Source organism: Pantoea sp. Fr+CA_20, assembly GCF_024520835.1.
GTDB lineage: Bacteria > Pseudomonadota > Gammaproteobacteria > Enterobacterales > Enterobacteriaceae > Pantoea > Pantoea allii.
Genome location: NZ_JALNPN010000002.1, coordinates 297390 through 319743, shown reverse-complemented (window position 1 = coordinate 319743; position 22354 = coordinate 297390). Strand labels below are relative to the sequence as shown.

General features: G+C 53.5%; 17 protein-coding genes. All 17 read left to right on the top strand.

Annotated elements, in window-relative coordinates; genetic code table 11:
* Positions 1-16 precede the first annotated feature (16 nt).
* The 17 genes from NR177_RS03920 to tssH all read left to right on the top strand — a co-directional run bounded on the left by NR177_RS03920 (position 17) and on the right by tssH (position 22343).
* Positions 17-1258: a DotU family type VI secretion system protein gene (locus NR177_RS03920; protein WP_063880065.1), complete on the top strand. Its 1242-nt coding sequence runs from the start codon at positions 17-19 to the stop codon at positions 1256-1258.
* A 3-nt stretch (positions 1259-1261) separates the two neighbouring features.
* Positions 1262-4888 (top strand): type VI secretion system membrane subunit TssM, encoded by a 3627-nt coding sequence (gene tssM, locus NR177_RS03915; RefSeq protein ID WP_063880064.1) that lies wholly within the window; start codon positions 1262-1264, stop codon positions 4886-4888.
* A 14-nt stretch (positions 4889-4902) separates the two neighbouring features.
* Positions 4903-5616, top strand: a complete 714-nt coding sequence (gene tagF / locus NR177_RS03910) for a type VI secretion system-associated protein TagF (protein ID WP_063880063.1) — start codon at positions 4903-4905, stop codon at positions 5614-5616.
* A 10-nt stretch (positions 5617-5626) separates the two neighbouring features.
* A complete protein-coding gene (gene tssA, locus NR177_RS03905) occupies positions 5627-6649 on the top strand; it encodes a type VI secretion system protein TssA (protein ID WP_256852334.1) in 1023 nt (340 codons plus the stop codon).
* A gap of 80 nt (positions 6650-6729) precedes the next feature.
* Positions 6730-7260, top strand: a complete 531-nt coding sequence (gene tssB, locus NR177_RS03900; protein WP_063880061.1) for a type VI secretion system contractile sheath small subunit — start codon at positions 6730-6732, stop codon at positions 7258-7260.
* Entirely contained in the window at positions 7260-8759 is a 1500-nt protein-coding gene (gene tssC / locus NR177_RS03895; protein ID WP_063880060.1) for a type VI secretion system contractile sheath large subunit, read from the top strand. Before tssB ends, tssC begins: the two co-directional genes overlap by 1 nt.
* 593 nt (positions 8760-9352) lie before the next feature.
* Positions 9353-9835: a type VI secretion system tube protein Hcp gene (locus tag NR177_RS03890; protein ID WP_172897195.1), complete on the top strand. Its 483-nt coding sequence runs from the start codon at positions 9353-9355 to the stop codon at positions 9833-9835.
* A gap of 73 nt (positions 9836-9908) precedes the next feature.
* The gene (locus NR177_RS03885; protein ID WP_096010736.1) at positions 9909-10751 is read left to right on the top strand and encodes an N-acetylmuramidase family protein; all 843 of its coding nucleotides are present in this window, start codon (positions 9909-9911) and stop codon (positions 10749-10751) included.
* A 10-nt stretch (positions 10752-10761) separates the two neighbouring features.
* Positions 10762-11316 carry a hypothetical protein gene (locus NR177_RS03880; RefSeq protein WP_096010735.1) on the top strand — a complete coding sequence of 185 codons (555 nt, stop codon included), beginning with the start codon at positions 10762-10764 and terminating at the stop codon, positions 11314-11316.
* Positions 11317-11622: 306 nt separating this feature from the next.
* A complete protein-coding gene (tagH, locus tag NR177_RS03875) occupies positions 11623-13524 on the top strand; it encodes a type VI secretion system-associated FHA domain protein TagH (RefSeq protein ID WP_256852333.1) in 1902 nt (633 codons plus the stop codon).
* Positions 13521-14312 (top strand): PP2C family serine/threonine-protein phosphatase, encoded by a 792-nt coding sequence (locus NR177_RS03870; RefSeq protein ID WP_013026239.1) that lies wholly within the window; start codon positions 13521-13523, stop codon positions 14310-14312. Before tagH ends, NR177_RS03870 begins: the two co-directional genes overlap by 4 nt.
* 10 nt (positions 14313-14322) lie before the next feature.
* A complete protein-coding gene (locus tag NR177_RS03865) occupies positions 14323-15345 on the top strand; it encodes a hypothetical protein (RefSeq protein WP_256852332.1) in 1023 nt (340 codons plus the stop codon).
* A 16-nt stretch (positions 15346-15361) separates the two neighbouring features.
* On the top strand, positions 15362-16189 hold the full coding sequence (locus NR177_RS03860; protein WP_063880050.1) for a type VI secretion system accessory protein TagJ: 828 nt from the start codon (positions 15362-15364) through the stop codon (positions 16187-16189).
* The gene (tssE, locus tag NR177_RS03855) at positions 16179-16754 is read left to right on the top strand and encodes a type VI secretion system baseplate subunit TssE (RefSeq protein WP_063880049.1); all 576 of its coding nucleotides are present in this window, start codon (positions 16179-16181) and stop codon (positions 16752-16754) included. The genes NR177_RS03860 and tssE overlap by 11 nt, the downstream gene beginning before the upstream one ends.
* Positions 16755-16756: 2 nt before the next feature.
* On the top strand, positions 16757-18634 hold the full coding sequence (gene tssF / locus NR177_RS03850) for a type VI secretion system baseplate subunit TssF (protein ID WP_063880048.1): 1878 nt from the start codon (positions 16757-16759) through the stop codon (positions 18632-18634).
* A complete protein-coding gene (gene tssG / locus NR177_RS03845) occupies positions 18631-19680 on the top strand; it encodes a type VI secretion system baseplate subunit TssG (RefSeq protein WP_096010731.1) in 1050 nt (349 codons plus the stop codon). The genes tssF and tssG overlap by 4 nt, the downstream gene beginning before the upstream one ends.
* 53 nt (positions 19681-19733) lie before the next feature.
* A complete protein-coding gene (gene tssH, locus NR177_RS03840) occupies positions 19734-22343 on the top strand; it encodes a type VI secretion system ATPase TssH (RefSeq protein WP_109717282.1) in 2610 nt (869 codons plus the stop codon).
* Positions 22344-22354 lie beyond the last annotated feature (11 nt).

Genomic DNA, 22354 nt, shown 5'->3' with positions numbered 1-22354 from the left:
TTCAAACTGAGCAGGCATGATGCAGGAACAAAATAAACCGAACAGTGATGCATTTCAGCAGGATCTTAGCCATCAGAATATTTTGGTGGCAGCCGCTAATCCGCTGATTAACGCGATTCCACAGATTCGTCACTCCGTGTCGCATGACGATCCCGCACGTTTACGTCAACAGCTTATCGACCAGATCCGCCGTTTCGAGCTGGCCTGCCAGCAGTCCGGTCTGAGTTATGAGGTGATCGTAGGCGCGCGTTATTGTTTATGTACGGCGCTTGATGAAGCTGCAGCACTGACGCCCTGGGGAAGCCGTGGCGTGTGGACCAGTAATGGCTTGCTGGTGACCTTCCACAATGAAACCTGGGGCGGTGAAAAGTTTTTCCAGTTGCTGGCTAAGCTTTCGCAAAATCCGCGTCAGCACATCCTGTTACTGGAGCTGATCTATTTCTGCTTACTGCTTGGTTTTGAAGGGCGCTATCGGGTTTTAGATAATGGCCGTTCTCAACTGGATACCATTAAACAGCGTCTGTTGCAGATGATTCGAAGCGTCAGGGGCAGCTTTGCCGCTGCGTTATCGCCGCATCCGACTGACCAGCCAGTATTGCGCAAACTGTGGCGACCGATGATTCCGCTGTGGGCCTGCGCGGCGCTGGCCGGGCTGGCTGCCTGCCTGTTCTATATTGTGCTGAACTGGCGCCTGGGGGATTACACCTCGCCAGTCCTGGCAAAAATTTATCAGACGACGCTGCCAGAAGTGCAGATCCGCAATCCGGCACCGCCGCCGCCGCCGTCCCTGAACCTGAAGTCCTTCCTCAAGCCTGAAATCGACGAAGGCCTGGTTGCCGTGCGCGACGAGGCAGATCAAAGCGTGGTGACGCTGAAAGGGGATGGCCTGTTCGCATCCGGCTCGACAGAGATTCGCGGACGTTATGACGCGGTCATCCAGCGTATTGCTGAAGCCATGAATAATGTCAGTGGGAAAATTCTGGTGGTGGGCTACAGCGATAACGTTCCGATTCGCAGTGCCCGATTCGCGTCCAACTATGAGCTGTCACTGGCGCGAGCCCAGTCCGTGCAGACCGTGTTGCAAAAACAGTTGGCTAAACCATCACGCGTTAAAGCGGAAGGGCGTGGCGAAACGCATCCGTTGGTGCCGAATAACAGTGCAGAAAACCGCGCACGTAATCGTCGTGTCGAGATTACATTGCAGGTCGCACCTGATACGACGCAAGCTGAACTCAACGGCCTGGCGAGAGGGAACTAATCCATGCTGAACGTACTATTTGCGGTACTGACCAGCCGTCTGGCCTGGGGTTTTGTCGGTATTACCGCGTTATCATTTATTATCTGGGTTATCGGCCCGGTGTTCTCAATTGTGGATTCTCGCCCGCTGGAGTCTGAACAGAACCGCATGATCAGCATTGCGCTGCTCTATGTCGTCTGGGGCCTCAGTCAGGCAATTCCGCGCGTTTACAACTACTGGCTGAACCGGAAACTGATGTCCAGCCTGGAGAGTAATAAGTCGGATGCGCCGGAAGAAGACCGCAAGCGTCTGACCAGTGAAGATCAGGTCCTGGCGACTCGCTTCTCTGAAGCCACAGAGATGCTTAAAAAAGCACACTTTCAGCGTCAGAGCAGTAAAGGTGCGCCTTTCTGGGCACAGCGCTTCAGTCATCAATATCTCTATCAACTGCCGTGGTACATGATTATCGGCGCACCGGGTGCCGGTAAAACGACGGCCCTGGTGAATTCCGGGTTGCAGTTCCCACTGGCGGATAAGTTTGGTAAGGCCGCACTGCGCGGGATTGGTGGTACGCGTAACTGCGACTGGTGGTTTACTAACGAAGCCGTGTTGCTCGATACAGCAGGACGTTATACCACCCAGGAAAGCCAGCAGGAGCGGGATGCCGGTGAATGGCATCAGTTCCTTGAACTCCTGCGTAAATACCGTGGACGCCAGCCGGTTAACGGCGTCATCGTGACCTTGAGTGTGGCGGATCTGTTATCTCAGTCACCTGAGGCCATGCGTAATCAGGCGGTGGCGTTGCGCCAGCGACTGATGGAGTTGCATGACCAACTCGGTATCCGTTTCCCGGTGTACGTTCTGGTTACCAAAACCGACCTGTTAAAAGGCTTCCGCAGCTATTTTTCCAGCCTGGACAAGGCACAGCGCGAGCAGATTTGGGGCTTTACTTTCCCTTGGGCAAAAGCATCAACGGCAGACTTTGAACTCAGCAGCCAGTTTCAGCAGGAATATTCGCTGCTGCAACAGCGACTGGATGCGGGACTTGCTGATGTCCTGTTGGCGGAAAGTGATGCTCAGGCTCGTGCCGAAAGCTACCTGTTTCCACAGGAATTTGCCGCGCTGCGCCCACAGTTGGCCGAAGCGTTGGATATCCTGTTTGCACGTTCCGATTTTGAAACCCAGTTTGCGCCGCGCGGTATCTACTTCGCCAGCGGTACGCAGGAAGGATTACCCTTTGACCGCGTGATGGGTGAACTGACACGCGCGCTGCATCTGCCGGGCCAACAGCAAGGGGAATCAGGCAGTTGGGACAAGGTCGATAAAGACGCACCGATTCCGCAAAACAAAGGCCAGAGCTTTTTCCTTAAGGGCGTGCTGGAAAATGTCATCTTCCAGGAGTCCGGTCTGGCTGGCAGTAACCGCTGGTGGGAATTACGTAACCGGGTGGGCTTGTGGTCTGGCTATGTTGCGTTACTGGTCATTGTACTGATTGCGGGTGCACTGTGGCTGGTGAGTTATAACAAAAACAAAACCTACCTGCAGGAGATGGCCGCGAAAAGCCCACAGGTTGAGCAACTGGGCGACAAGCTGCAAAAAGAGGTGAATGGCAACCTGTTTGCGTTGGTGCCTTATCTCAACACGCTGCTGCACCTTCCTGAAAGTGAATCCTTTTCTCTGGATCATCCCCCGCTTACGCGCCGGATGGGCCTGTACCGCGGAACGGAAGTCAGTGATGCCACCCAGGCCTTGTATGACCGGGCGCTGAAGCAGTTGCTGATGCCACAGGTTGCACAGAACATTACCCGCTGGCTGCGCAATGACACCGGGAGTGATGCCGACTACAGCTATGAAGCGCTCAAGGCTTATCAGATGCTGTACCAGCCAAAACACTACGACGGTAAATTTCTCCAGGCATGGATGATGTTAAACATTTCTCGCGAATTGCCGCAGGACGTGACCCAGGCAGAAGTGAAGCAACTGGCGTGGCATCTGCAGCAGCTCCTGGAGACGCAGATACAGTCCTCGCCTTATGCGAAGGATGATGCGCTGGTAAAGCGCGAGCAGGCGCTGATTAGTCAGATGCCGCTGTCACAGCGCGTTTACGGACGCCTGAAACGCCTGCTGGAACGCGATGGCTCACTGTCACCGGTTACCCTGTCAGCCCTGGGCGGGCCACAAAGTGAACTGGTGTTTTCACGTAAAAGCGGTAAGTCAGTCAACGACGGCGTGTCCGGGCTCTTTACGCCAGACGGTTACTGGAATCATGTTGATAAACAGATCGCGCCGGTGACGGATGCGCTCTACAAGGATGATACCTGGGTGCTGGGTGCCGAGACAGCCCATGAAGACAGCAAACAAACCGACCTTGCGGTGCGCCAGCTGTATATTCAGGACTACATCCGTCAGTGGGAGCAGTTTCTCAGCGACATTCAGCTCAACAGTAATGCCGATCTGACGCAGCGTATTAATACGGCACGCCTGCTGTCAGGCAATCATTCACCGTTGCGCCAGTTGGTGATTAACCTGAGCAAACAGCTCACGCTGACCCGCGCACAGCCTGAAGACAAGAACGCAAAAGACCCGTCTGCATCTTCAGATAACAGTGCGACCCGAACGCTACAGGCGCTGTTTACTTCGCCACGTACCAACGGTGAACAGGCAGCCGTGCAGCAAACGCCTGAGCAAGCGGTCACCGCGCATTTTGCGCCGATTATTGAACTCGCACAGCCGTTGCAGCAAGGCAGCAAAGTGCTGGCCGTCGATGATTTCCTGAAGCAGATTGACGATCTTTATCGCTACCTGACTGCCGTGCAGGATGCCGCCAACAGCGGTATGCCACCGCCTTCTGGTGATGCGATAAGCCGTCTGCAGGCCAGCGCCGGACGCTTGCCTGGCTCGCTGCAAAATATGGTGTCCGGTATGGCTGTCGGCGCCAGCAGCGATGCACAACGTCGCGATATGGATAATGTCCGGAAACGCATCACCATGGAGGTGGGCAGTTTCTGCCGTCAGGCTATCGCAGGTCGTTACCCGTTGGTGCGTAATGGACGAAGCGAAGTCACACCGGATGATCTGGCGCGCATGTTTGCACCGGGCACCGGACTGATGGACAGTTTTTTCCGTGACAATCTGGCCAGCAAAGTGGATACCACACGTGCCGCATGGCGTTTCACGCCCGGCATTGACGGTAAAACGTTACCCGGCGGCGAAGCCTTACTGCGTCCTTTCCAGCAGGCTCAGTCGATTCGTGATGCCTTCTTTGCCAATGGCGCTACCACGCCATCCTTCCGCGTGACATTGCGTACGGTGAAGATGGATAACGATATCCTGAATATGACATTGGACGTGGATGGACAGATTTTACGCTATAGTCATGGACCACAGGCTGTGCAGTTAGTGAGCTGGCCCGGTCCGGGCGGGACAAGTCAGGTACGTATGCAACTGGGTCTGACGAATGGCACCACCTCGACCCTGACCACCAGCGGCCCATGGGCGCTCAACCGCTTCTTTGACCGCGCGCGGGTAACGTCGGTAGGTGGGCTGACTCGCGAAGCCAGCTTCAGTGTGGATGGTCATAATGTGACGCTGTCATTCACGCCTGGCAGCATTCGTAATCCTTTCCAGCTACCCGCATTTAGCTGTCCCTGAAACAGGATCTGACTATGACCCATTACGCAGCACCTGGCTGGTACGGTAAACTGCCCAGTTCGGGTGATTTTGTGAAACGACGCTTTCCCGATACCTTGCAGCGCCAGTGGTCTAACTGGTTTCAGGTGGGATTGCATCACTGGCAAACCAGTGCTGAAGGCGAAAATGCCCCCTCACGGGCTTTTCTTAAAGCGCCGGTGTGGAACTTTGTGGTGCCGCCCATGCTCGGCACACAACTGATCCAAATGGGTTGTCTGACGGCCGCACGTGACAGCGTGGGACGCCATTATCCACTCTGCGCCTTACGTTATTTTACGCCGACCGAATGGATGCCTTCATTACTGGCACGCACGGGCGACTGGTATCACCAGATGGGGAATACCTTATTGCGCGCGGTGCAGGATGGCGGAACACCCGAGCAGTTCGACCAGGCGCTGTTGAGTATTCCACTGCCTCAGCCTCAGCAGGACGAGGAGTCATCGGATATTCTGGCGGTTATCGGCAGCGGAGAACAAGATTCAACACTGAGCTGGCATTTGCCGTCACAAAGCTTTGATCCCCAGTTCCAGACCAGTTTCTGGTGGACGAATCAGAGCGATGGCTTCCCGCTTTATACCCATGTCCACAGTGGAAACTTAACGGCGCAGTTATTTTCACTGTTGTTTGATCCGGCGGGCGGTGCAAAGCCGGGACGAAATGGACTTTATCCTCCTATGTTTGAATCATGAGGCGAAGCGGATGAGTATTGATATTGACACCTTGCTGATACCGGTAAGCCACGATAATCCGTGCGGTGAAAACCTGGAGTACGATGCGGATTTTCAGGCGATGGAACAGGCCAGTGTGGGGAAAGGCGAACAGCAGTTCGGTAGCACTATTATCCCGGCTGAACCCGCCGACTGGAATAAAGTGGAAAAGCTGGCGCTGGAGCTACTGACCCGCAGCAAAGATTTACGCGTCATGCTGACGCTGACACATGCCTGGACGCGCCTCAAAGGACTGCCAGGTTATGCCCAGGGTCTGCAATTGATTGAGCAGGCCATGCTGCAGTACTGGGAGCCGCTCTGGCCCCGCCTCGAAGAAGATGGCGAGCATGATCCTTTTTACCGCATCAATGCGCTCGCGGTGTTGGGCGATCAGTCGGCACTGACCGGCGCGGTGCGTCAGTCATGGCTCATGCGCTATGCGTCCGACGGTATTACACTGCGTGATGCCTCAGCCCTGTGTGACGGCAGCAAAACAGAGGTGGCCGACTACCCAGGTGGGCTGCCACGTCTCAATGACGAACTGGCGCGCGGCGAACAACCGGGCATTGCGGCCATCCAGAACATTGCCGAGCGTTTGCAGAATATTCGCCGCTTTGTGGTGGAAAAACTGGATGAAACGGCCTTACCGGATATGAGTCAGCTGCAGCGCAGCATTGCGATGCTGAATGAGCGCTGCCAGGCCACGGATATCGAATCATTACATTCACTGGCGGCTGCGGTGCAGTCAGCACCGGAAACCGAGCGTCAGGCCACTCCTGCCGCCCCGCGTGCCGCGACTGACTGGCGCAGTGCTCAACTGAATTCTCGGGCAGAAGCCCAACTTATGCTGGAAAAAGTCAAACAGTACTTCAGCCAGCATGAGCCGAGTCATCCGGCGCCGCTGATGATAGACAGGGTACAACGCCTGATCGAACTGGATTTTTTGGACATCATTCGCGATCTCGCGCCCGATGGTGTACATCAGTTAGAGAACATTTTTGGACGCCGCGACTAAGCTAACAGTCAAGCCTTTACGCAGCGAGACCTGCGCGCCTCCTGCGAGCCTATACCCGCGCATTATTTATGGAGAGAACCATGCCAACAATGAAGTCCAGTGGGCAGAAATTTATCGCCCGCAATCGCGCGCCCCGCGTTCAGATTGAATATGACGTGGAAGTTTATGGTGCCGAACGCAAAATTCAGTTGCCATTCATCATGGGTGTCCTGGCCGATTTAGCCGGTAAACCGCTGGAGCCGCAGGCCAGCGTTGACGATCGTAAATTCATGGAAATCGACATCGACAATTTCGATGAGCGTATGAAAGCCATGAAGCCACGCGCCGCATTCCAGGTAGACAACACGCTGAACGGCGACGGCAAACTCAACATCGATCTGACCTTTGAAAGCATGGACGATTTTTCTCCAGATGCCATTGCCCGCAAAGTTGACCCGTTGAACAGTCTGCTGGAAGCACGCACCCAGCTCTCGAATCTGCTGACCTATATGGACGGCAAAAACGGGGCTGAAGAGCTTATCGGTAAGATTTTACAGGACCCATCACTGATGCAGGCGCTGTCACACGTGCCTAAGCAGCCCGATGCCCCTGAAGGTAAGGAGGAGCAGTAATGAACCAGACTTCTCAACAACCGCAATCGCAGGGCGGCGCCAGCTTTAGCCAGGATGAATTCAGTGCGTTACTGAACAAAGAATTCCGTCCTAAAAGCGATCAGGCGCGCGAAGCGGTAGAAAGCGCGGTAAAAACGCTGGCACAGCAGGCGCTGGAAAACACCGTTACTATGTCCAGCGATGCCTACCGCACGATTCAGGCGCTGATCGCTGAAATTGACGAAAAGCTGTCTCAGCAGGTAAACCAGATTATTCACCACGATGACTTTCAGAAGCTGGAAAGCGCCTGGCGCGGTCTGAGCTACCTGGTGAACAACACTGAAACTGATGAAATGCTCAAGATTCGCTTTATGAGTATTTCTAAGCAGGAACTGAGCCGCACGCTGAAACGTTATAAAGGCGTGGGCTGGGATCAGAGCCCACTGTTTAAGAAAATCTACGAGCAGGAATATGGCCAGTTTGGTGGTGAACCCTTTGGCTGCCTGGTTGGCGATTACTATTTCGATCACAGCCCGCAGGATGTCGAGCTGTTGGGCGAGATGGCACGTATCGGTGCTGCGGCCCACTGTCCGTTTATCACCGGTACGGCCCCAAGCGTTATGCAGATGGAATCCTGGCAGGAACTGGCTAATCCACGCGATCTGACCAAAATCTTCCAGAACACCGAATATGCTGCATGGCGCAGCCTGCGTGAGTCGGAAGATGCGCGCTATCTGGGCCTGGTGATGCCGCGTTTCCTGTCTCGTCTGCCTTACGGTATCCGCACCAATCCGGTGGACAGCTTTGATTTTGAAGAGCAGACCGACGGTTCTGATCACGGCAACTACAGCTGGACTAACGCAGCCTATGCGATGGCGGCTAACATCAACCGTTCATTTAAAGAGTATGGCTGGTGCACATCGATTCGTGGCGTAGAGTCGGGCGGGGCAGTGGAAGATCTGCCATGCCACACTTTCCCAAGCGATGACGGCGGTGTGGACATGAAGTGTCCAACGGAAATCGCCATCAGCGATCGCCGTGAAGCCGAGCTGGCGAAAAATGGCTTTATGCCATTAGTTCACCGTAAAAACTCCGACTTTGCGGCCTTTATTGGTGCGCAGTCGCTGCAAAAGCCAGCGGAATACCATGATGCTGATGCCACCGCCAACGCCCGTCTGGCCGCTCGTCTGCCTTATCTGTTCGCCTGCTGCCGTTTCGCTCACTACCTGAAGTGTATTGTGCGTGACAAAATTGGTTCTTTCCGCGAGCGTGACGAAATGGAACGCTGGCTGAACGACTGGGTGATGAACTATGTCGATGGTGACCCGGCTAACTCTTCTCAGGAAACCAAATCACGCAAGCCACTGGCTGCTGCAGAGGTGAATGTGGAAGAACAGGAAGATAACCCAGGCTATTACGCTGCGAAATTCTTCCTGCGCCCGCATTACCAGCTGGAAGGATTGACGGTATCACTGCGTCTGGTATCAAAACTGCCCTCGCTGAAGTCGAATGAAAACTAATCGTTAAAACATGAGGCACGCCCTGCGGGGTGTGCTCTTTTTGTCATAACGCACTGTACTTCTGCATGAAGGCAAGCCGTTTAGTAAAAATGGCTGGCTTACGTTTTACCCCACATTTTAACAATATCGCTTGGGACGAAGCGGAATAAACCTTTTCCGAAAGTGGTGTTTGTCGCGAAGAGTGTCGCGCTTTCTTCGTGCATTAGTCAGTATAATGTTCCGCCTGCCTTTACGTTATAAATAACGGCGGTGTGAGCACAACGGATGAAATAATTATTACAACCAGTTTGTCGGTGTTCAGGCTTATTTCAGCAGCGTAATCTGGGTGAAACAGAGTGCACAACATAATGGTTTCACTCTATAAGTGTCGTTGCCTTTTGCACAAAGACCTTAATTTGAAATACCCATACAGCAAAAAAATCTCCTGCTATTGCGGTTAATTGTGGTGGGATCTTTCGGGATGCCTGTAGCAACACCCGAAGTCGAGGCAAAAGTAAAATATGGACTGTTTTATTCAGCCCCATGCTTTTCTCTTTGCCATATAGATGCTTTTTCGAAAGCGACAACTTTTTCCATAACGAAGAGTAAATATTATGGCTATTGATATGTTCATGAAAGTAGAAGGTGTTACCGGTGAATCAAAAGATTCAAACCACACTGGCTGGACTGATATCACTTCCTTTTCATGGGGAGCGTCTCAGCCCGGCAATATGAGTGTTGGCGGAGGTGGTGGTGCAGGTAAAGTCAATTTCAACGACCTGCATGTGAATGCGCTTGTTGACAAATCAACCACAGCAATCCTGAAGCATTGCGCAAGCGGTAAGCACCTCACCAAAGTTGAATTATCTGTTTGTAAAGCAGGTGGTCAGCAAGTTGAGTATACGCGTATCACACTAGATGATGTCCTGGTAACCTCAGTACAGTATACCGGTGCTGATAATGGCGACACCGTGGGTGTGACTTATGCTTTCCAGGCATCTAAAGTGAAACAGCAATACTGGGAGCAGACTTCTGCTGGCGGTAAAGGTGCTGAAAGTAGCGCTGGCTGGAACATTAAAGAAAATAAAGAAGCGTAATATAGATAAGGCCTCTTTTAAAAGAGGCCTTTACTGCTCCTTCTAATCACTCTTTCGGAAATGAGGCTCGCATATGGCAAGGATCAGTGCAGCTGTTGGGATTGGACAAAGGAATCTCTATGCTGACGTCGTTACTATTCAAACATTATTGAACAAAAACAGTGTTGTAACGACGCCTTCAAATAAGTTGAATGTTGATGGCATTATTGGCCCCGGTACAATTAATAGAATAAAAGAATTTCAGGATAAAGTTGTGCATATGAAAGATCCGGATGGGATTATTTCTCCTAATGGAATAACTATGCGTAATCTTATCGTCCATTCTTCATTTCACACAAATACGAACCGCTCCACTCGCGCTGTAGTATTTAGTAATGAACAATTAACACAGGCTGCAAAAGAGCTTGGATGTGAAATAGCTGCTATAAAATCTGTCGTTCTGACTGAGACACCTCGTGGCGCTTTTGATGAAAACGGACGCCCGACAATACTATACGAAAGACATTATTTCCATCGCTTAACTAATGGTAAGTATGATAGTGACCCTGAAATTTCTAACAAAAACTCTGGTGGTTACGGTAAATTTAGCGCTCAATATGGCAAGCTTAACAAAGCAATAGCGCTTGATAAGAATGCTGCATTACAATCTGCATCTTGGGGTGCTTTTCAGATTATGGGCGAGAATTATCGTGCTGCAGGCTTTGGAAGTGTTAACGATTTTGTAAAATCAATGGAAACAGTTCAGGGGCAATTAGACGCCTTCGTTAATTTCATCAAAAACACCCCGAATTTACTTCCTGCTCTTCAAAACAAGCAATGGAGCACATTCGCCAGAACCTATAATGGCCCTAAGTACAGACAAAACGACTATGATAATAAACTGGCTAATAATTATCAGATTGCTTTAAAAGGTTGATGGAGAAATTATGCGTTATTTACTGATTGTCTTAACAATGCTGGCATCATGCAATGCGGTTGCAAAAACATATCTCCATCCAATAAAAAGTGCAGTATTTCAGAAGGATTTGTTTAAAAAGTCTACCGATAAAATGATAAGCGGTGGTTCCCCGGTTGATGGACAAAGTTTTGCTTTGATTAGCGATAATAAAACAATTGGTAGTTTTATTTCTGGTCATGGATTTAACGCTCAGGATAATAATGTGTGTTTTATCGGGTGGTCAAAGAAAGAACCACTCATAAGTGAAGTTATCCCTACTATAGGTTTTGACAATTGGGAAGCCGAGACCTGTGCTTCAACCAAGTCGGTTGGTATCATCTCTAAAGATAATGACACTTCGACAAAAATTGCTGTGATTTATGAAGCTTCTTCTCCAAATGCTTCGTCTGATGAATCAATTATTTTTTCAGTTGATAACAAAAGTGGTGATATTACCCTTGATCAAGGACTTACGGAAAAAATTGGTGCGTCTGGAGCTAAAGATATCAAAGAGTTGAAAACGCTTTATTTGAAATCTAAGTAATAAAAATAAGCCGATGGTATCATGTATAAATACCATCGGCTTTCGTTGGTCGTGTTATTTCATGATGTTAAATCTGGTGGTTGTTAAAAAATTTATTGATCTTACAGGATTAACTAAGTTCAATTAAAATATTTTTTTCATTTTTTCATTTTTTCATTTTTTCATTTTTTCATTTTTTCATTTTTTCATTTTTAGCTGAGCTTTAAATCTTATTTTTTAAGTAACCTTCCTTTACACCTATATCCCGCCTTTCTTTCCGAGAGACGCGCGATATAGATGTCGAACAGCTAACCGCAGGAATCCGTGATGCGCTTTACGATAATAACCGCTAAACCCGGCCATGAACCGCCGCATACAAGTTTTGATTTTCTTCCTCCCGGCGGCACAATTGGTCGAGGCGTGGATAATAATCTGGTACTGCCTGACGACGACCGCACTATTTCCCGCCTGCAGGCTATCGTGCACATCACTGCTGAGGGTGAATGCCGCCTGACTAACCGTGGCAATGTCACGCGCGTGCTGCTGAATGACATCCCGCTTGAACGGGGACGCCAGGTGGAGTTGCAGGATGGGGACGTTCTTGGCATTGACGACTATCGCCTGCTGGTAAACGATCTCAATGGCGAGCAGCAACCGCAACAGCCACCGTTAGCGGCAGCGCCAAAGCCGCAGGCTGTGCCCAATGCGGCCCCTGTTCAGGCTTCGGCCGCCCCGGCCGCTGCCAGTACGGCAGCGATTCCAAGCGAGATCTGGGACAGCCTTGCCAAAGAGTTTTCGATTTCTGACGACTTATCGAAGCGTAAAAGCCCCGCGCCAGAAATGCCTGAAGCGAATCCATTAACTTCTACCGCTGCGAACCGTAATCCCGAAGATCCGCTGGCGCAGTTGATCAGCGATAAACCCCTGGATATCGGTCAGCAACCTAAAACAAGCAGCCTGTTTGATGAAGAAGATGCGCTGTTTGCTCAGGAAAGCATTTTTGATGACCGCACACCCAGTACCTTGTCGGCAAAACAAAACGCGCAAGGGCAGCCAAAAATAGAGGAAATGTCCACCGACGTGGACCCGTTAAATCTGTTTGGTAGCCAGGCAACGCCGGACCCGCGCCATCATGACGATCCCCTGGGATTAATGATGAGCGGTGCGGTGCCGCTGGCCCAGCCTGATGTGGTGCTTTCTTCACCTGAGGCTGCGCCCTTGCAGCAGAAAGAGAGCCATCAGTCTGCACCCTTACAGCAGAAAGAGCTCCATCAAGCGGCGCCATTACAGCACAAAGAAAATCACCAGCCGATGCCAGATATCCTTGATACGGCACCGGTTGAGTTGGCCGATTTAAGCAGTTCGCCATTGTTTGATCACACAGAAACGCAGGTCACTCACGATCCCGCTTTCGATCCTCAACCGGAACCTGTCCAGCCTGAAGGTGCACAGAGTCCGATTGATTATGGCGGCATTACCTTACCCACACCGCAGGCGGTGCAGCGCACGCCTTCACCGACGCCAAAAGGGCGGTTGCGTATCGATCCGGTTGCCTCTCACAACAATAGCGGTGGGGCAGAGCAGAGCAGTACCAGCAGCAGTGGCGATGCCTTGAAAGGTGAGTTGCTGGATGCGTTACTGGAAGGTATGGGTTTACAGGACCTGCAACCGACGCCGCAGTTCGACCGTGAGCAGATGCGGCAGTTCGGCCAGATGCTCAGCATGTTCTCGCAGGGAACGGTGGCACTGCTTTCTTCACGGTCAATTTTAAAGCGCGGTGTGAAAGCCGACATGACCGTGATCCTGGATGATGCCAACAACCCGTTCAAGCTCCTGCCGTCGGGTAAGACGGTCCTGATGCAGATGTTTGGTAGCCGTATGCCCGGCTTTATGCCACCACGTCAGGCTGTGCGTGACGCGCTGATCGATCTGCAGGCGCATCAGTTAGGCATGATTGCCGGTATTCGCGCCATCATTGCTTCCATGCTGCAATCCTTCAATCCCGATCAACTTGAAGACGAAGCACGCCAGGCGGGTTCTGTGTCGCGCCTTGGTCTGCCGGGTAGCCGTAAAGCCGCGTTGTGGGAGCATTTTGTCCAGCGCTATGGCGAAACCGCCGGTGAAATTGAAGATGACTTCCATACCTTGTTTGGCGAAGCCTTCTTGCACGCGTATGACATGGAAGTAAATCAGTATAAAGACTCACAAACCCACACGGATGACGCATGAATATCTCTACTGCTTCCACGTCGAATCAGGGCGATCGCGCCAGCAATCAGGATCAAACCGGTGAGAGCATCGGTGAACGTTCAGCCTGCTTTGTGGTGTGTGATGGTGTAGCAGGGTTTCCGGGCGGTGATGTGGCAGCAAAAATTGCACGCAGTAGCCTGATGGAAGCCTTCGATGGGAATGCGCATCTGGATGCGCAAACCATCCGCGATTACGTGAATTATGCCAATGGCGCGATTCGGCAACAGCAAAAAGCAAACAGTCAGCACAGCCGGATGGGGACAACGCTGGTCAGTTTGTTTATCGACAGAGACTATGAACTGGCTTACTGGGCGCATGCAGGTGACAGTCGCCTGTACCTGTTTCGTCGGGGCTATCTCTATCACGTTACCACCGACCACAGCCTGATCCAGCAAATGAAAGATGCCGGGCACCAGACGGAAGGCATTAACAGTAACCTGCTCTATTTTGCGTTAGGCATGGGCGATGAACAGCGGGATGCCAGCTACAGCGATGTGGTGCCTATTGAAGACGGGGATGCTTTCTTGCTGTGCACGGATGGTTTCTGGCATGGCGTCACGCTCGAACAAATGCAGCAGTCATTGCATATGGTGAATACGCCAGAAGAGTGGCTGACCCTGATGCAACAAATTATCAAAAACAGCCAACCGCAGGGTGGTCAGCAGGACAACTTCAGCGCTATGGCTGTGTGGGTAGGTTCACCAGAAGACACCACCTTATTGCACTCGCTGTCTGATGCGGCGCAGTTTTTCCCTCTTCGAGATTGAGAACGCCAACATGAAATATGGATTAGTGGGCCTGACTGCATTGCTGTTGAGTACACATGCCTTTGCAGAGAACTATCGCATTGTGCAGTCGCCAACTCAGAAACTGGATGTCTGGATTGATGATGTAAAAGATAACCAGCTTTCGAGCTGGTGTAAGAGCACGGTCAATCTGCGCATTGTGACGCACGGTGACAAAGAGGCGTCGGTGCTGAATGATTTTCTGCCGCGTGTCGCCGGGTTAATGGCGTCACAATGTAAACCGTTACAGCAGTTGCACTGGCAATTAACCGATACTGACGGCGGCGCGCTGTCTGCGGGTACGGCGGCAAAAAACCAACAGTGGAAACCTGTGGTCACGCCGCCAGCCGCGGTGCAACCGGTTCAGTCTGCGCAGCAGCCGCCCGTACAGCAGGCGCCCGTGCAGCAGCCCGTCACCCAGACCGCACCTGCCGCCCCGGTGGTACTGAACTCGCCGGCGGCAGATACGACGCCCTGGCTTCAGTTCAGCTTGCTGGATGGTTGCCATTTCCGCACCTGGTGGCATCAGCCCGCCCAGTCCAGTGCGCTCTTTGTTCCCGCTAAGCAGGGCGTAACCTGTGGTAAAGATGGCTGGTTAAGCGGACACAGCACGCTAACGCAAATGGGTAAGGACGCGTCCAAATCGGTTTCTGTGAGTTTTCTTCAGGGTTTCCCGGTGTCGGGCCTGAATAATAAACAGCCGGTTGATGAGCTGACCATCACCACCGTCAACAGTGAGCGCATGGTCCTCAGTGATGAAAAATCACCGGACAGCTGGTTGGTGTTGCCGTTCAATCAACAGTTCAATGGTTGGCAGGCGGTAAATCAGGTTGTCGTTGAGATGCCCGCCAGTGAAGCCGCAGACGAAAACGCCTTGCGTGCCCGTCTGCAGGAAGTCCGTAAAATCTGGTCACCCTGGTTAAGCAGCCCTGCATCAATCAAAGTGCAGTTGGTGGAAAAACTGCATCCGGAACTTAAAGATCCGGCCGCAGCCGTCTATCGCACCATCAACTAAGGCATAAGGAGTTTGAATGGACTCATTACAACAGCGGCTGGCTAGCGCTTCTCTGGCTGAAAACCTCTCCAGCATCACTGCGCAAATTCAGGCCAATCCCGCGGATGTCGATTTACGCGCGGCTTTTGTACAGCTGCTGTGCCTTGCCGGTAACTGGAGCCGGGCACAGACGCAGTTAAAATCCTGGCTGGCCATGCTGCCGCAGGCACAGCCGACCGTGACCCTGCTGCAACAGGCCATCGAAGGTGAACAGCTACGTGCAGCGGTTTTACGCGGTGACGCTGAGCCGCAACTGCCGGGCAGCGCCTGGCCGTGGTGCGAAGTCTTACTGGCCGCGCTGAAAGCAGACATTGCAGGCGACAAGGCCGCCGGTACGGCACTGCGTGCTCAGGCGCTGGAAAGTGCAGAGGCCAGTGCCGGCACCGCCACGACCCAGGAAGGGGAAAGCCAGTTTGCCTGGATAATGGACGGTGACAGTCGCTTCGGACCGGTCTGTGAAGCCATCGCCAATGGACGTTATTACTGGATTCCGTTCGCTGCGATTAGTGAAATGGAGTTTCAGGCACCGGCGAGCGTCACGGATCTGGTCTGGCGTCATACCCGACTGCAGCTGGTGGATGGCAGTGAACAGATCTGCCAGATTCCGGTACGTTATCCTTTGCAGGACAAGGCAGACGAACGTTTCCTGCGCGCCAGCGTCACCGAGTGGCAGGCTTCAGACAGCGAAGACGGTCAGTTTATCGGACACGGGCAAAAGATGTGGCTCAGTGATGACGCTGACTATCCTGTACTGACACTGCAACAGCTTATTTTCAACGAAACTGAGTTAGCTCATGAGTCGTAATGACAATTCGTCCGGAGACGGCTATTCGCAGCTGCATGGCGGTTATCGTGCGCGCAAAAATCGCGACACGCTAACGGCGCGCGACAAACTTCAGTCCTCCTTGCTGGATCGGCTGACGGATGACGCGCCAGACAAAACCAACGAGTCCGGCAACAGTTCCATTATTACTCACAGTACGCTGCGGCGTAATGTTCTGCGCGATCTCCAGTGGTTATTCAACACCATTAATAACGAGGCGCAGCACGATCTGACTGGTTTGACTGAGGTACAGCGTTCTGTCCTGAACTTTGGCGTGGCACCGCTGGCGGGACAAAATATTTCGGATATTGAATGGCAGGATATGCAACGCAAAATGACCGATGCCATTCTGCATTTTGAGCCACGTATTTTACCCCAGGGCTTGCAGGTCCGCTGCGTAAGCGACCTGACCTCCCTGAGTCTGCACAACGTGTTATCGATTGAGATTAAAGGCCGGTTATGGTGCGTGCCGTACCCGCTGGAGTTTCTGTTCCGCACTCAGGTTGATTTAGAGAGCGGCCATTTTGAACTACAGGATGCAGGTTAATCATGGACAGCAAGCTGCTCGATTACTACAACCGTGAACTGGCCTATCTGCGCGAGATGGGCGCGGAGTTTGCTGCCCAGTATCCCAAGGTCGCCGGGCGGCTTGGCATGCGCGGTATTGACGTTGCCGATCCTTATGTCGAAAGGTTGATGGAAGGCTTTGCCTTTCTGACGTCGCGCGTGCAGTTAAAGATGGATGCCGAGTTTCCACGGTTTTCCCAGCGGATGCTGGAAATGGTGGCACCAGGCTATCTTTCACCGACACCCTCAATGGCGATAGCACAGCTCACACCGGACAGCCGTAAAGGTGATATCAGCAACGGTTTCTTAGTGCCGCGCGGCACGATGATGGAAAGCCAAAACCTGAAAAAAACCGGGGTTACCTGTAGCTACACCACCGCACACGATGTCATGCTCCAGCCCCTGCGTATCAGCGATGTGTCGTTAGGCGGCGTGCCGGCAGACATCCCTTTAGGCGAACTGAAAGCGGTCGGATCGACAGCAGCTTCCAGCGCACTCCGTATCCGCATTACCTGCGAAGGCATTTCCTCGCTGAGCCAGATGAGCCTGGATGACATCATGTTCTTCCTGAGCGGACCCGATATTCAGGCGCTGAAACTGATGGAGCTGCTGATGCAACACCGTGTTGGCATCATCCTGCAGTCCGTGGAAGCAAAACCGCAACGTCAGTTTTTGCCCGATGATGCCCTGCAACAGGAAGGCTTCGCACCCGAACAGGCATTGTTGCCGGACGATCTGCGCAATTTCGACGGTTATCGCCTGTTGCAGGAATATTTCGCCTTTCCGGCTCGTTTCCAGTTTGTCAGTCTGCGCCAGTTGGCACCTTTCCTGCGCCGCTGCGACACCACACAGTCTTTCGATATCGTCATCTTGCTGGATAAAGCCGATGCGGCACTGGAAAGCGTGGTAGACAGCGCGCACCTTGCCCTGCACTGCACACCGGTCATTAACCTGTTCCCCAAAACGGCCGAACGGCTTAAGGTCAGTGACAGCCAGCATGAATACCATCTGGTGGTCGATAACATTCGTCCGCTGGACTACGAGATACATTCGGTGAAGCGCTTATTTGCCTCAGTGGAAGGGCAGCGCGAGGAGCAGATCTTCCGGCCATTCTGGAGCACGTTCAGCCATGATGGCGGAGATTATGGCGCTTACTTCTCACTGCGTCGTGAGCAGCGCACATTATCTGAGCACGCCATGCGCTATGGCACTCGCACAGGCTATATCGGTTCTGAAGTGTTTCTCTCGTTGGTCGATCAAAACCATACGCCATGGAACAGTGACATCCGCTATTTGTCGGCTGAAGTCATGTGTACCAGCCGTGATCTGCCGTTGATGCTGTTACAGCAGGAGCAGGGCAACTTTGTTATGCCGGACTCCATCCCGGTCGGACAGCTTAAGTTGTGCAAAGGCCCGACGCCGCCGCGCCCGGCGCTGGCCGAAGGGCTGTCAGCATGGCGACTGGTTAGCCACCTGCAGATGAACTATCTGAGCCTGATGGACAGCAGTGATGGCGAAGGCGCGGCTGCACTGCGCCAGATGCTGAGTTTATATGCCAGCCTGGCGGAAACGCCGTTAACCCGTCAGATTGACGGTATACGTCACTGCAACCTCAAAGCCGTGCATCGTCGGGTGCCTGAACCGGGGCCGGTGGTGTTTGCACGCGGCGTCAGTATTGCGCTTGAAGTCGATGAACAGGCATTTTCAGGTGCCAGTCCGTGGCTGTTTGGCAGCGTGCTGGAGCGGGTCTTTTCTCGCCTTGTCGCGCTAAACAGCTTTACCGAATTCACCCTGAGCAGCCAACAGCGCGGCGAAGTGGGCTACTGGCCACCGCGCATGGGTAAAAAGGCCCTGCTATGAGTGAGACGGCGCACGTTATTCCTTTACAGCGGGCCGTTCGCCTGCCTGATGGTTTTTGGCAGGCGGTCATGGCCGCGCCCTGGCGCTATGACCTGTTTCAGCTGTTACGCAAGCTGGACGCTCAGAGTGGGCAGCGTTATGCCTTAGGTAAAGCGCCACTGCCCAAATTTGAAGCCGTGCGTATTGGACAAAAGCCATCCCTGGCCTTTGCACCGTCGACCGTGTCACAGGTTAAAGCCCGTGAGCAGGACGAACGCTACGACGTCTCCATTTACAGCTTTGGGTTGTTTGGTCCTAACGGCCCTTTGCCCACGCACCTGACGGAATATGTACGCGGACGTATCGATCACCATCAGGATCACAGCCTGAGCGCCTTCGCCGATCTGTTTCACCATCGTGCCACGCTACTGTTTTACCGGGCCTGGGCGAATTCACAGCCCACCAGTTCTCTGGATCGCCGCGACGATCGCCGCTTCCAGGATTATCTGGCCTGCGTGGCGGGCATTGGTTTACCTGCTCAGCAGCAGGCCAGTTCGCTGAGTTTACATGCCCGTCTTATGCTGTCAGGCCATCTCAGTCGCCATGGTCACGATGCGGAAGGACTGGTTCGCATTCTGCGTCATTACTTTGCCGTGCCGGTTATGCTGCAACAGAACGTGCCGCAGTGGTTATCACTGGACAGCCGCGATCAGGCCCGGCTGTCTGCCGGACGCCATATGCCACGCCTTGGCGAATCCGCCTTTCTCGGTGTGGCTGTGCGTGATGTGCAACATCGTTTTCGTCTGCGTATCGGCCCACTCAGCGCCGAGCAATATGAACGCTTTTTACCCCACGCACAGGGCTCGCGCGAAGTGTGTGACTGGGTACGTCACTATCTGGGCATTGAGATGCAGTGGGATCTCAGCCTGATTCTGGCGGCCGAAGCCGTTAAGGGAATCACCCTTGGCGGTACGGCCCGGCTGGGCTACACCAGTTGGCTTGGACAGCAACCGCAGCCCGTTGATCGTGAAGATTTTGCCTTTGAGGTTGAGGCGATGCCGTCATAGCCCAACCGCTTTCCCCGATAGTTAGCCCGCTTCTTTCAATAAAGAGAACCGATATGTCAGAGATCAGCCGTGCCGTGCTATTCGGCAAACTGGATACGCTGTTATTTACCTCGCTTGAGAGTGCGACCGCCTTTTGTAAACTGCGTGGCAACCCCTACGTCGAGTTGGTGCACTGGCTGCATCAGCTTATGCAGCAGCAGGATGGCGATCTTCAGCAGGTGATTAAGCATTTTTCACTGGATGAAAACGCGCTGACGCGGGATATCGTCGCTGCACTGGACCGCCTGCCGCGCGGTGCTGGAGCAGTATCCGATCTCGCAGAACACATCGATAGCGCCGTTGAGCGCGCCTGGGTTTATGCCTCACTGAAGTACGGTGCGACACGCATTCGTGGCGGTCATCTGCTGATTGGAATGTTAAAAACCTTTACGCTTGCCAGCGTTCTGAAGGGCATTTCAGCGCAGTTTTCACGTGTGAATGCCGATGCCTTGCTGGAGCAGTTTGATACCTTGCTGGCTAACAGCAAGGAAGTTCAGCAGGCGCTGGTGCAGCCAGCCGGTGAGGCCGCCGCGCCCCCTGCGGCAGGCGACAGCACCTTAGCGCAGTATGCGCAAGACCTGACCGCCCGTGCGCGCGACGGAAAAATCGATCCGGTCGCGGGCCGCGATGAAGAGATCCGCCAGATGGTGGATATCCTGATGCGCCGTCGCCAGAACAACCCCTTACTGACTGGCGAAGCCGGTGTTGGTAAAACGGCGGTGGTGGAAGGCCTGGCGCTGCGCATTGCCGCCGGCGATGTCCCTGCACCGCTGCGCGACGTACAGTTGTGGCTGCTGGATATTGGTATGTTGCAGGCCGGGGCCGGAATGAAAGGCGAGTTCGAAGCGCGTTTACAGGCCCTGATTAATGAAGTGCAGTCCAGCCCGACGCCGATTGTGTTGTTTATCGATGAAATTCACACGTTGGTCGGGGCAGGTGGTCAGCAGGGCACAGGCGATGCCGCCAACCTGTTAAAACCGGCGCTGGCACGTGGTCAGTTGCGCACCATCGGCGCGACGACCTGGGCAGAATACAAAAAATACATCGAAAAAGATCCGGCGCTGACCCGACGTTTTCAGACCGTGCAGGTGCAGGAGCCGGATGAAGCGAAAGCGATCCTGATGCTGCGCAGCACCGTCAGCGCGCTGGAAAAACACCATAAGATACTGTTGCTGGATGAGGCGGTGAGCGCCGCCGTGAAGCTGTCTCACCGTTATATTCCCGCTCGCCAGCTACCGGATAAAGCCGTAGCGTTACTGGATACCGCCTGCGCGCGCGTTGCCGTCAGCCAGGGGGCACAGCCTGCCGCACTGGAAGATTGCCTGCACCGTCTGGCTGCGCTGGAAATCGAAGCGGAAATCGCCGAACGCGAAACCAAAGTGGGGCTGGGTGATGAAACGCGTCAGGCCAGTATTGCCGCGCAGCGCACTGCACTGGAAGCGGAGCGCGATGCGCTGGACGCGCGCTGGCAGCAGGAGCGTGAATTAGTCGAACAGCTGATTGCCCTGCGCGCACGTTGCGTCACGGAAGGGGAAACCTCCCTGCGTGAGCAGCTCGACGAGACCCGACAGAAACTGCACGCGGTGCAGGGTGAAGCGCCGTTACTGTTTGCCGCCGTTGACGCCAGCGTTGTTGCTGCGGTGGTCTCTGACTGGACCGGTATCCCGCTGGGCCGTATGGTGAAAAATGAAATTGACGCCGTGCTTAACCTGGCGGACACGCTGAACCAGCGCGTTATCGGTCAGCGGCATGGCCTGGATCTGATTGCCAAACGCGTACGTACCTCGCGCGCCCGCCTGGACAATCCCAATAAACCTGTCGGTGTCTTTATGCTCTGTGGTCCGTCGGGCGTGGGGAAAACCGAGACCGCGCTGGCGCTGGCCGAGTCACTCTACGGTGGTGAGCAAAACATCATCACCATCAATATGAGCGAATTCCAGGAAGCGCACACCGTTTCAACCCTGAAAGGCGCACCGCCGGGTTATGTTGGTTATGGTGAAGGTGGAGTGCTGACGGAGGCCGTTCGTCGCCGTCCCTACAGCGTCGTGCTGCTGGATGAGATTGAGAAAGCGCATCCAGACGTACATGAGCTGTTCTTCCAGGTGTTCGATAAGGGCTGGATGGAAGACGGTGAAGGCCGCCATATCGATTTCCGCAATACCATTATCATCCTTACCTCTAACGTAGGAACGCAACTGATCAGTGCGCTCTGTGCCGACCCGGAACTGATGCCCGATCCTGATGCGCTCAGCACCGCTCTGCGTAAACCCTTACTTGAGGTGTTCCCGCCTGCACTGTTAGGCCGTCTGCTGGTGGTGCCTTACTATCCATTAAGCGATGAGATGCTGGCAGAGATTGTTAAGCTGCAACTGGGGCGCATTGTCCGTCGTCTGGAAGAGAACCACGGTATTGAAGCCATTATTGACGATTCGGTGGTCAGCCAGATCGTGCAGCGTTGTACGGAAGTCGAGTCTGGCGGTCGCATGGTCGATGCCATCCTGACAAATACCCTGTTGCCGCAGATGAGCCAGATACTGCTCAGCGCCCATGCCCGTGATGAACGTTATCGTCGCGTGCAGGTCAGCTGTGATCAGGGCGAGTTTGTTTGCCAGTTTGCTGTCTAAAGCCGTTTGTT

Excerpts from the sequence above, each read along its gene's own strand:
- tagH (WP_256852333.1), top strand. The coding sequence starts at position 11,623 with ATGCGCTTTACGATAATAACCGCTAAACCCGGCCATGAACCGCCGCAT.
- NR177_RS03870 (WP_013026239.1), top strand. The coding sequence starts at position 13,521 with ATGAATATCTCTACTGCTTCCACGTCGAATCAGGGCGATCGCGCCAGC.
- tssC (WP_063880060.1), top strand. The coding sequence starts at position 7,260 with ATGAACCAGACTTCTCAACAACCGCAATCGCAGGGCGGCGCCAGCTTT.
- tssB (WP_063880061.1), top strand. The coding sequence starts at position 6,730 with ATGCCAACAATGAAGTCCAGTGGGCAGAAATTTATCGCCCGCAATCGC.
- NR177_RS03880 (WP_096010735.1), top strand. The coding sequence starts at position 10,762 with ATGCGTTATTTACTGATTGTCTTAACAATGCTGGCATCATGCAATGCG.
- NR177_RS03860 (WP_063880050.1), top strand. The coding sequence starts at position 15,362 with ATGGACTCATTACAACAGCGGCTGGCTAGCGCTTCTCTGGCTGAAAAC.
- NR177_RS03920 (WP_063880065.1), top strand. The coding sequence starts at position 17 with ATGATGCAGGAACAAAATAAACCGAACAGTGATGCATTTCAGCAGGAT.
- tssF (WP_063880048.1), top strand. The coding sequence starts at position 16,757 with ATGGACAGCAAGCTGCTCGATTACTACAACCGTGAACTGGCCTATCTG.
- tagF (WP_063880063.1), top strand. The coding sequence starts at position 4,903 with ATGACCCATTACGCAGCACCTGGCTGGTACGGTAAACTGCCCAGTTCG.
- tssM (WP_063880064.1), top strand. The coding sequence starts at position 1,262 with ATGCTGAACGTACTATTTGCGGTACTGACCAGCCGTCTGGCCTGGGGT.
- tssG (WP_096010731.1), top strand. The coding sequence starts at position 18,631 with ATGAGTGAGACGGCGCACGTTATTCCTTTACAGCGGGCCGTTCGCCTG.
- tssA (WP_256852334.1), top strand. The coding sequence starts at position 5,627 with ATGAGTATTGATATTGACACCTTGCTGATACCGGTAAGCCACGATAAT.
- NR177_RS03885 (WP_096010736.1), top strand. The coding sequence starts at position 9,909 with ATGGCAAGGATCAGTGCAGCTGTTGGGATTGGACAAAGGAATCTCTAT.
- tssH (WP_109717282.1), top strand. The coding sequence starts at position 19,734 with ATGTCAGAGATCAGCCGTGCCGTGCTATTCGGCAAACTGGATACGCTG.
- NR177_RS03890 (WP_172897195.1), top strand. The coding sequence starts at position 9,353 with ATGGCTATTGATATGTTCATGAAAGTAGAAGGTGTTACCGGTGAATCA.
- NR177_RS03865 (WP_256852332.1), top strand. The coding sequence starts at position 14,323 with ATGAAATATGGATTAGTGGGCCTGACTGCATTGCTGTTGAGTACACAT.
- tssE (WP_063880049.1), top strand. The coding sequence starts at position 16,179 with ATGAGTCGTAATGACAATTCGTCCGGAGACGGCTATTCGCAGCTGCAT.